Here is an 11,003-nt window from a genome sequence, read left to right as displayed (position 1 = left end):
CTATCGCCGATACCTACGTGCCTGCTTTATTCCTCTGCATGCTCGTTAGCGTGGCTGCGCAACTCAACCAACCCAAAGTGGCGCTCAAAGCGCTTTGCAGTATTTTACTGCTTGCAGGTATTGCTTACGGACTCATGTTTGCCGACAGCACGCTAAGCCTATGGCCATCACGCGGGTGGGATTACAGCACCCATACTGCCACCGCGGCCGCTTGTACTTGGTACTTATTTTGGCTTTATAAAGGAAGGCGGGTGCTGGGTGGGGTTTTCCAATACCGTGCCGTTTACCTATTTTGGCCGCTATCCCTCATCGGTTACCTGGCTTTAATGCGCTATCAGCAATATCACTCTTGGCCAGACATGCTTTCAACCCTACTGGCCGTGCTGCCCATTTTTTGCATTCATTATTGGGCCACTCGTTAGCCACAAAAAATTGCCGAAAGTATTCTAGTTATGCACAGGTAATCAAAAGGTCGTCACAGGCATCAAAGCATTTATTGCCCTCCAGCTTCACCGGCTTTAGCTTACAAGCTGATCGAGTCAATACCTCGTGGAATCATATTTATGGGCAAATGGACCTAATAGCTACTCCCTTCCGCTCAAAAGTAATGAGGTCAATTTATACTAAATTGAAATAACTCCCACTTTCGTTGCAGAATTTGAACTAGCCTTAGTTATAAAGGGCGCGCATAATTGTCATACTTTGGAGCTAGTGGTAAGCAGCTCGACCCCGAATTCGCTGATAAAATCCAAACTTATCTTGAATATGTAGATTGGCTGGCCGGTGCTGCTGCACCCAATGGAATGCACATTGCTCACCACAGATTCACCGTTTACTTCCGGCAAACGGAGTAAACGAATATGACACTCAATCGCCAGATTCACGTCTTGGGGTTGCTGCTTTTTTGCTGCCTACCGTTTGCTCTACACTCCCCTTGGGCGCAGGCCAAACAAAATATATTGCCGCAACTAAAGTTCTCGCATATTGCGCAGAATGAACTAGAAAGCATGGGCCACATTAACGATATCGCCCAAGACACCGAAGGCTATCTCTGGTTTGCGGCAGCCAAAGGGCTAGCACGCTACAACGGTTACGAACTACTGCCGTTTCGCCACCGTTCAGGGCAACCCGGCTTACCGTCCAACTGGGTGGAGCGGCTATTAATTACCCAAAGCGGCCAACTATGGCTAACCACGCGCGAAGGGTTCTGCCACTACAATACACCCGTAGAGCAATTCGACTGTAATACCATTGAGGTCAAACGCCTTACCGACAACCCCAGCTACGACTACCTCTTTGAGGACAGCAAAAAACAGCTGTGGTTAAGTAGCAGCGAAGGCCTCTTCCTTATTAACCGCGAGACCCTCGAGCCAGTAGCCGTGACTAACCCATGGCTTATAAAGCACACCCGCGACAACAGCAACGTGATTACGGCAATGGCTGAAGACGAGCAAGGTCGCTGGTGGTTAGGCCACAGAGATGCCGGCCTTAGCCTATACAACCCGGCAACCGGCGAAGGCATTAACTGGCAGCAAGGGGAGGCTGGCCTGCCCAGCAATAAAATTCGAACATTAATGTTGGATCAGCAAGATCGATTATGGGTAGGTACTCAAGGCGCCGGCATTAGCTTATTTGATATAGAAAGCCGAACGGCGACGCCTTTCATACACAACAACTCAGAAAAATCAGACTCGGTATGGGATATTATCCAAGATCGCCGCGGCCTTATTTGGATTGGCGACGGCACAGGCGTTCATGTCATTTCACCCATCGATTTATCCGTAGAAAGCCACCACTACCAAGAAGGCAAACCCTTATCACCGGGTAATTTTGTTGTACGCAGCTTGCTTGAAGATAAAAGCGGCGGCATTTGGGTCGGTTACTTTCCCGGCGGCATCGACCTCGTCGACGAACAGGGTTCACAGTTTGTCACCTACCGCCACGACCCTCGCGATAACAGCTCGCTACCCGACGGCGGTGTATTGGCAACGCTTGAAGATAAAAAGGGTAACCTCTGGGTCGGCGCCGGCTTTGGCCTCGGTTTTCTCAACCGAACACACAATACTTTCACGCATTTTTCACACGACCCTCTCGACCCCGCCAGCTTATCCGGCAGCACAATATTGGATATGACCTATGGCGATAATGAAGAGATCTGGTTAGGCGTCTGGGATCGAGGACTGAATCGCCGCGACCCCATAACCGGTGCCTTTCGCCATTACCTGCCAGAGCCAGGCAACCCCAATTCACTACTAGGCCGCGAACCTTGGGCGCTGCTCTTTGATAGCCAAAAGCGCTTGTGGATTGCCACCGAAAAAGGCGTAAACCGCTATCGCCCAGAAACCGATGATTTCCAGCGCTATTTACCGAATGACATCAATGGCGCTAAGGCCACCGAACTCTACACACGTAGTCTTTATGAGGATAAACAAGGCAACCTGTGGATTGCGTCTTTTGGGGGTTTATTTAAGCTCGACCCTGAAACCGGCGTATTCACCCCCTACCTTCACGACCCCAACGATCCCGAGAGTATTAGCTCCAATATGGTTTCCAACCTCTTCGAAGACTCTCAAGGTCGCCTGTGGGTCGGTACCGACGGTGCCGGTATTAACCTCTTTGATCGGCAGAAAAAGCGCTTCATTCGCTTTGGCGAAAAAGACGGCCTACCCGACCTTTCCGTGAGTAGTATTTTAGAAGACCCTGCAGGTCAAATTTGGCTAGCCACCTACCAAGGGCTCGTCGTTTTAGATCCTACACGCGGGGCGATTAACCATTACACGCGTGGCCACGGCCTACCCGGCAACCTTTTTAATCGCGACTCGGGCTCGCACTTAAAAACCGGCGAACTGGTTTTTGGCAGCTCAGAAGGGCTTGTCATTTTCCGCCCGTCACAACTCATTTCTAACTGGCTACCGCCCGCATTGGTGCTGAGCGACTTTCGCGTTTTTAATCAGTCGATTGAAGCTGGCGACGAAACCGGCATTTTAAAACAAGATATCAACCATACATCGCACATTACACTCACCCACCAACAATCCGTATTTTCCATTAGCTTCGCCGCACTCGATTACCGCTCCCCGGAAGATAACAACTACGCCTACCGCTTAGTTGGCTTTGAAAAAGAATGGAACTGGGTCGACAAACAACGCAGTGCCACCTACACCAACTTGGACGCCGGCGAATACCAACTGGAGATCAAAGCGGCCAATAGTGCCGGCATTTGGAACAACAAATCAAAAAAACTAAACATTACCGTAACGCCCCCCGCCTGGTTAACCCTCTGGGCTAAAACAGCCTACGTATTGATATTGCTGGGTATTATTCTACGCTTTTATTATGTCCAACGTGCGCGTTTAGAAAATGCGCGTTTAAAGCTCGAAAGTGAACGAGAGCTCGTCACTAAGCTGCGCGAAGTTGAGCGCATGAAAGACAACATTAACCGCGAACTCGACCATAAAGTTGCGCAGCGCACTTTAGAATTAAACCGAGAAAAAGAATTACTGCTAGAAGCCCACGAACAGCTTGCCGCCCTGAATGAAAAGCTCGAATCCATGACCGTTACCGATCAATTAACCGGCTTAAACAACCGCCGCTATCTCGATCAGTTTATTCATGAAGATATCGCGTTAGTACAGCGCCAATTTGCACAAGGTATACCCGCCGAGAATACCTCGGGGTTGGTTTTTGTGATTCTCGATTTGGACGATTTCAAATCGGTTAACGATACCTATGGCCACGATGCCGGCGATAAACTCTTAATCCAATTCGCCGATGTTCTGCGCCATGCTCTACGCCAATCCGATTACATCGTCCGCTGGGGTGGCGAGGAATTTGTAGTCGTGATGCGCCACTTAAAACGTGAAGACGTAGAGATTTCTGTCGAACGGCTACGTGCCGCCATAGCTAATACGCCTTTCGATATTGGCCGCACCGAACCATTGTACAAAACCGCCTCCATTGGCTTTGCCGCCTACCCCTTTCACCCGCATTATGTCGATGCACTCAGTTGGGAACAAGTCATAGGCATTGCCGATCGCGCGCTATACGGCACAAAACGCTCGGGTAAAAATGGCTGGATTGGTATTACACCCAAAAACATGGACTGCCGCAAAGGCGAAATTGTCGACCTCGCCTACGAGGCACACATACTGCAGCAACTTGAAAGCGGCCAACTGAATATCAGCACCAATTTAGAAAAAGCTTCCTTAGTCTGGACGGAAAAATAGCCTCACAAAAACGTGACGCACATCACACTTGATTCCCACTCATCCCCTTAGCGAGGGTAGTGATCAGCACTACCTTCCGCTTATTTTATCCCGCCATTATGCTTGGGCCGTGCAAACGGCATCGCCATAAACTCAATACTCAATATTTTTCGTTTTGCCTCATCGGTACAATCACTGACGTAACGCACTGAGTATTAATTGTTCAATACGCCGTTATCTCATAAGATCGCACAACAAAAAAAAGCATCCGTAAATATACGGAGCCATTAGGGACGAGGAAACAATATTTCATCCACTAATGCTTGATATCGACCTCCTTACCTTCGTTGCTCAAAGCGTTACATGCCTCGATAACTGCTCCATGCGTTATCCTAATGACCTATGTCCATATAGGCCCCGGCATGCGCCCCTTTAAGCGCCTCGATAAGAAAACCGATCTCATCGCCTAATTGGATAAATTATTATCACCTCGTCCCTTAAAATAAAAGTTGACGGATCAACAAAATTTGTAACTTTCTGGGGTAGAAGTTACACCAATAACTTAATGTTTTTGCGCGTAAAAAACACCAATCCGCCCATAGAGGCCGCTGTTTATTTACCGCAACCTAAGGTGATATACCCATGCATAAATTACTTGGCCTTTTCCTTGCGCCACTCACACTCGTTGCCTGCGTAGGCAATACCCCCCCCGAAATTCCCACACCAAATACCTCTTCGATAAGCTCCAGTACCGCTTTAAGCTCTAGCGAAGCCAGCAGCTTAGAAAGTAGCTCAAGCGTCAGCAGTCTCGCGTCTAGCTCCGTTAGCTCAAGTCTAGCGAGCAGCAGCGTATCTTCTGTAGCCCCCTCTAGCGATGCCATCTCATCTTCGAGCAGTAGCATTGCCAGTAGCACGGCATCCAGTGCCGTCAGCTTTACCGGTAACGCCACTCAGGGTGAAGCGCTCTTCAGCACGAAGAAATGCAGCGCTTGTCACGCGAATATGGGCAATGGTGTATTTGGCGCAGGTGTAGCCAAAATAGACATCAATAATTTGCAGAGAACCACGCTACATAACTTAGTGAATTACATTGAAGTTAACATGCCCGCGTCCCCCTCCTTTAGCCCTTCCGATTGCACAGGTAGTTGTGCCGAGGATATTGCCGCTTACTTCGTAACGTTTGTGGCTGATAAAAGCGCTTCCAGCGAAGCCGCTTCGTCATCAAGCACGCAATCATCCATGGCCAGCTCCTCGAGCGCTGCGGGCAACCTTAAAACAATCTACGCCTATAATTTTGGCGCCAACGAAGACTTCACCGACGCGAGCGGCCAAACCTTCACACCCGAAAAATTTGTGCGCGCTAGTGAGGGGCAAACCACACAAGCCAACGGCGGTGACATTGCAGGCACCGTAGACGACGTGCTTTACCGCACCAATCGTTGGGGTAAGTGGACCATGGAACTACCCGTTACCGCAGGCCACTACAATGTCACTATTTACACAGTCGAAGACTATTTCGATGCGAGCGGCCAGCGTTTAATCGATATCGACGCCGAAGGCATTACCCTAGCCAATGGTTTAGATCTGTTTGCCACATCCGGTAAAGGTGTTGCTCATACTATTAGTGAAAGTAACATACTGGTAGAAGACGGTAATTTATCGCTCACCCTTGATGCCAGTGTCGACAACGCAACAGCGTCCGCGATTTTAATCACCTCGGTAGACGGAGCAATAGGTGAGCCGCCGGCTGTGGAATCCACAACCCGTAACGGTATGAATTTCGATGCTGTCACGTGTGGCGCCGTAATTAATGGCGATCATTTCATCGCACTTGGCCCAAGCACTAGTAGCTATTGGGGCTGGGACTTTATTAACCACCCTGACGGCCAAGGTGGAATTAATAATGCCGACTTGAAATCATCCGATATAAACACCTACGACCTACAGGTTAACAATCAAAAAGCTGCAGACGATGACTGTAATGGCGACCTCACCTTGCGCCGCACTTTTGTGCATAAGTATTATGAGGATACTCATCAACATGAAAATGGCTTAGGTATTAGTGATGACGACGGTCTATTCCCCGCATGGAACACCGTTGAAAGCGTGATCATTGACCTCAAACTTGGAAATCGCACCTTTATTCCTAACCGCTTTGATCGTCACAATGGTTTTGCCACACTAAGCATTGATACTGGCACCAACGGTAATCAAGTGCGTCTTATTGATATCGACCCGAACCTTCATTTAGACCACTGGATTCGCATTACCATTCCGGCTCACTTAATCGGTAATAACAACCCCAGCAAATTACAATTTGTTGCAGAACTGAGTGAAGGCCAACCCCACAATGGGCCGCGTGATTTTATGGAAGTAGATGTCACACTGCATACCGTTGCCTTAAAACTGAAATAAAGGCAGTTACACTAGGCGTAAATCGAAAGATTTACGCCTAGTTTTTTAAGAGTACCCGTTAATCGTTTTCTTCACTGTAAATAAATTGGCTAAAATCGGCGACGCAACGTTGCCCTGATAAATCATGGCAGGCCATACCAATAAAAGCCCCCGTGAAATGCTCGCCACCAACTTCATCCGCTAAAATACTGTAATCAAAATAGCCACCTACAGGCTGCCATTCATAATCATTTTTAGTGGCCCAATACCCTCGCCACTGATCATCACGCACACTGACTTTTAACTTAATTTCACCGGTTTTCGGTAATGCTATACGCTGCCCTAACGGGTATTGAACCGCACCGTTATTGCACGCCAACATCACTTCTAACACACGCCCCAATGTCTCGTCGTGAGTTACCACTAAGTAAATAAATTTCTGCGTATTGTAATAGCTGATTAAACCCGCCATTTGCTGAAAATTCTTCGGCGTAAAATCAATTTGTGTTTGCGCCGTAAAACAAAAAGCCTGCTGGCGACGGGCAATTAACGTTTGCTCGTAAAGGCTCATGGGCGCTTCGCGGCCCACTAAGCGTAAATAACCCGGCCGGGCCAGATAACTTAATTCAGGCTCCACTAAAGGAACGCGCGGGCTTTGGTAATGTAACGTGAGTTGATCCGTTGAAAAATCAAACACTTCCCGTGTGAGCACTGTACCGGCACGGCGGCCTTGATCATTTAAAGTGCTTGAAGCTAAATCCGCAGGGGCTGGCACTTGTAAATCTGGCCCTTTATGGCCTTGCGCTAAGCGCGGCCAACCGTCATTGCTCCACTGTAACTTTTGCAACGCGGTTTCGCGGCCCATCACACAACGGCCACGGTACGGTAATGGTCGGCCTGCTAAATGCGCAATATAACAATCACCATTTGCCAACTCGACCATATCACCGTGGCCACTTCGCCGTAGGGCACTGCTTGGCGAGCTCGCACTGTTTAAAAAGTGGCCCTCTGGGTCGCATTCATAAGGGCCATCCAGTGTTTTACTGCGTGCAAATAAAGCCGCATGGTGCGCAAAAGTTCCGCCCTCGGCTGTTAATAAATAATAATAGCCCTCGCGTTGATAAAGGTGTGGGCCCTCCACCAACCCCAGATCAGAGCCTTTAAAAATATTTTTAATTGGCCCCACTAATGCCTCTTTCGCAGGATCGTATTCTTGCAATAAAATGCCCGCAAAGCTTTTTGCTTGGCGATGGTGGTTTAAATTGGCTTCTGGTCGGTGATCCCACAGCACATTCAAAAACCATTTTCGCCCGTCATTATCGTGAAACAACGATGGGTCAAAACCGCTGGAATTCATAAAGATAGGCTCAGACCAAGGCCCTTCAATATCTGGCGCTGTCACCAAATAATTATGCCGCACTTGAAAATCATTTTGATACGCGCGCGTATCCGTATAAATCAAATAAAATAGACCATCGCTGTACGTTAAACATGGTGCCCAAACACCACAAGAGTCAGGGTGCCCCTTCATATTCAACTGCGACACTCGGCTCAATGGGTGCGTGATAAGCGTCCAGTCGATCAAATTTTTCGAGTGATGGATTTGCACTCCGGGAAACCACTCAAAAGTCGATGTGGCGATATAAAAATCATCGCCAACACGACAAATTGAAGGGTCGGGATTAAAACCTTTTAAAATAGGATTCTGAATAACACCGGACATAATTTACTGACTCTTGAAATGAAAAATAACGGACTATTGCGCCAAACGCTTATCTTTTCCATCAAAGGCTGGAGAAAAGACAGCATGTATTTCACAGCCATCGTCGCCCACATTTTCAGCCCAGTGATAAGTGCCCTTAGGGATAAACACGACATCACCAGCCTCAACGGCAATAGCGCGATTTTCAAAATTAATCACGCTCTCGCCTTTAATAATCGTGACCGATAGATCATGCTTATCGTGATAATGCGGCTGCTCGGCACCATTCAACAAAATATAATGGCTACTGCTACTGTCGCTACGCTGTAAATGCTGCAGCGCCACAGGTTGCCGCTTCTGCTCCGCAGTCCAAGATTTTAGCGAGATAGGCTGTGGATAAACCACTTGTGGTGCCGGCCGACTAGCACACCCCACCAATAACACCGCGCTCACACAACAAAGCCACTTCAAGAAACTAACCCCCGGCACATTAAATCGTAAAAACCTTGCTGGTTAAGCTCCACAACAAGCATCGTTTCAAAATGATTGCCGGGATCTTGGTTGATTTCGCCAAACTGATAACCGGCACTTTCCGGTTTAGCGTCTTCAAATAGCAGAGTCACTCGCTTTTGCGAAACAGGACAATCTATCGTCATAATATCAATCGCAAAGCCCTGCTTACGCAATTGCCGATTAATGCCAATAATGGGGTCAATGTTTTGGTACTGCTCTTGGAATTGCTTTTGCGCTAAGCCGGCAATATCTCCCAGCTGAAAAATTAAGGCGTTGTCCATCAATATTAGCTCCTAGGGCTACTGAGTACAGAGGTTAAACTGCGTAAGCCGCATGCTGCAGCGACGACTTTAAAACAAAGGATGAGTGCACACCGCTCACGCCTTCAATACGGGTAAGCTTGTGCAACAAAAACTGTTGATAATCATCCATATCTTTGACGATGACTTTAAGTAAATAATCGGCCGCTTGCCCGGCAATTAGATGACACTCAAGTACCTCTGGAAAGGTAACCACAAGGCCTTCGAACTCATCAAAACGCTCAGGGGAATGTTTATCCAAGCTAATTTGAATAAACGCCATGAGCGTCAAACCCAGTGCTCTCGCATTCAGCTGAGCACGGTAGCCTTCAATTAGCCCACTCTCCTCAAGCTGCCGAACCCGCCTTAAGCACGGCGAAGGCGACAAACTAATCAGGTCCGCCAACTCCTGATTCGTCATCCTGCCATTAGCCTGCAAAGCCAACAAGATCTGACGATCGTAACTGTCTAAATTCACAACATCCACCCTCAGGTAAAAACCAAAATCACCAACAAAGCATATTATGCCAACATTTTAATAATAACGAGCATAATATTGCCAAAAAATCCTACCATCGAGATTTTTAGCAATCTTATAGCGCAGATTTTTACTTATACTGTGTAACACCAGCAGAGCACAGGCAGCGCTTACCCAGCAGCCCGTGAGCAATGCGCCACAAGCGTAAAACAAGGGAAGGCACCGGTAGACACAATCCACCAACGCCGTACTGATGGGATACCCGCCATCACAACCCTTGGCTCCAACCTCGATCAAACACATCGCGCTCAGAAAAAATTAAAACCCCTCCTTTTTAAATGCCACTATCAATAATGCCGCTTTTTCGCTTAGACTCCTTTACGCACTGCCAACAAAAAAGAGCAGGCATCATAACTACCTAGAGTATTGCTGCTGGGTAGCTAAAAGAAACAGGCGATTAACCGGATAGCAACCCCATGAAATTTTGTTCCAACTGTAAAAAACCACCCACATTTATTGCTGTACTTTCAGCCGTTAATCCAGCGCGTATTAAATGTACATTCTGCAAGCAGGTCATCATTATTAGAACGCTTCCTGCAGTCTTAGCAACATCTACCGCTTTAGTGCTATCACTGGCCGCGCTCGTCATCGTCGATCATTATGAATACGGCACAGGCATTATGATTGGAGCATTGTTGTCTGTCGGTCTTTTACTTGAAATTGGGTATTTAAGAGGGATTCGCAGCGGCTTTATCGTCAGTAATTTAACGGATAGTTCGGATTAACCATTAACATCAGCGTACAACACAGTGAATGTCATGTTAAAAAATATCATTATTGCACTTAGTATTACTAGCTCGTCCTATGCCACGGCGCAATGCCAATATTCAGACCTTATTAACGCAATTCAAACCCACAACCTGCCAAAAGTTACGCAATACATAACACAGAAGTGTGATGTAAAACCGCCCACCGCTAGCGCCCTGAGTGCGTTAGAGCTTGCGTTAATACTTAAAAATACAGAAATATTTAAAGCGCTATTGGATGCCGACAAAGAGCTAGTCACGCAGCATGGCGTAAACGCATTAACAGCAGCGTGTAATATAAATGTGAAGAATAAGGTGGCAATAGAATTATTGATCGAGGCGGGGGTTAACATTAATACAATGTCCGCCAATGGTTTCTCTTGTTTGTATAACGCGGCGGTTGTACCTGATATTGATTTCTTCAATTACCTATTAAAGAAAGGCGCAAACCCTAACGCAAAAGTAGTACCAGATCCCACTTACAAAATTGACTACCTAATCAGCGTGAAAGATTTTGCTCAGTTACGGCTCGAGTCTTATCAAGCATTGGTTAAAACACCAGCCCTTTCAAGGTGAAATAAAAACCATCGTGGATTAATTTTCAGC

Annotated in this window: 10 protein-coding genes; 6 read left to right on the top strand and 4 right to left on the bottom strand. The window is 47.4% G+C overall.

Annotated elements, in window-relative coordinates:
• The 4 genes from AC3A8L_RS15735 to AC3A8L_RS15720 all read left to right on the top strand — a co-directional run.
• Positions 1–422 (top strand): hypothetical protein (locus AC3A8L_RS15735; RefSeq protein WP_487963224.1); only part of this gene is annotated, 422 nt, incomplete at its 5' end.
• A 270-nt stretch (positions 423–692) separates the two neighbouring features.
• On the top strand, positions 693–854 hold the full coding sequence (locus tag AC3A8L_RS15730) for a hypothetical protein (protein ID WP_487963223.1): 162 nt from the start codon (positions 693–695) through the stop codon (positions 852–854).
• A 6-nt stretch (positions 855–860) separates the two neighbouring features.
• Positions 861–4,226 carry a two-component regulator propeller domain-containing protein gene (locus AC3A8L_RS15725; protein ID WP_487963222.1) on the top strand — a complete coding sequence of 1,122 codons (3,366 nt, stop codon included), beginning with the start codon at positions 861–863 and terminating at the stop codon, positions 4,224–4,226.
• Positions 4,227–4,847: 621 nt separating this feature from the next.
• Positions 4,848–6,620: a malectin domain-containing carbohydrate-binding protein gene (locus tag AC3A8L_RS15720; protein WP_487963221.1), complete on the top strand. Its 1,773-nt coding sequence runs from the start codon at positions 4,848–4,850 to the stop codon at positions 6,618–6,620.
• A 58-nt stretch (positions 6,621–6,678) separates the two neighbouring features.
• Here the strand turns inward: AC3A8L_RS15720 and AC3A8L_RS15715 are convergent, their stop codons facing one another.
• From AC3A8L_RS15715 to AC3A8L_RS15700, 4 genes are read right to left on the bottom strand one after another with little or no spacing between them, the layout of a single operon-like run.
• Entirely contained in the window at positions 6,679–8,322 is a 1,644-nt protein-coding gene (locus tag AC3A8L_RS15715; protein ID WP_487963220.1) for a glycoside hydrolase family 43 protein, read from the bottom strand.
• Positions 8,323–8,355: 33 nt separating this feature from the next.
• Complete coding sequence (locus AC3A8L_RS15710; protein WP_487963219.1) at positions 8,356–8,754, bottom strand: cupin domain-containing protein; 399 nt, start codon at positions 8,752–8,754, stop codon at positions 8,356–8,358.
• Positions 8,755–8,768: 14 nt separating this feature from the next.
• Positions 8,769–9,095 carry a hypothetical protein gene (locus AC3A8L_RS15705; RefSeq protein WP_487963218.1) on the bottom strand — a complete coding sequence of 109 codons (327 nt, stop codon included), beginning with the start codon at positions 9,093–9,095 and terminating at the stop codon, positions 8,769–8,771.
• Between the two features lie 34 nt (positions 9,096–9,129).
• Positions 9,130–9,591 carry an Lrp/AsnC family transcriptional regulator gene (locus AC3A8L_RS15700; protein WP_487963217.1) on the bottom strand — a complete coding sequence of 154 codons (462 nt, stop codon included), beginning with the start codon at positions 9,589–9,591 and terminating at the stop codon, positions 9,130–9,132.
• Positions 9,592–10,067: 476 nt separating this feature from the next.
• Between AC3A8L_RS15700 and AC3A8L_RS15695 the strand changes: the two genes are divergently transcribed.
• Positions 10,068–10,376: a hypothetical protein gene (locus AC3A8L_RS15695; protein WP_487963216.1), complete on the top strand. Its 309-nt coding sequence runs from the start codon at positions 10,068–10,070 to the stop codon at positions 10,374–10,376.
• A gap of 33 nt (positions 10,377–10,409) precedes the next feature.
• A complete protein-coding gene (locus AC3A8L_RS15690; RefSeq protein WP_487963215.1) occupies positions 10,410–10,973 on the top strand; it encodes an ankyrin repeat domain-containing protein in 564 nt (187 codons plus the stop codon).
• Positions 10,974–11,003: the final 30 nt, after the last annotated feature.

Source organism: Marinagarivorans sp. (genome assembly GCF_982758155.1).
The sequence above is the reverse complement of the archived record's forward strand: the minus strand, read 5'-3'. Positions and strand labels throughout refer to the sequence as shown.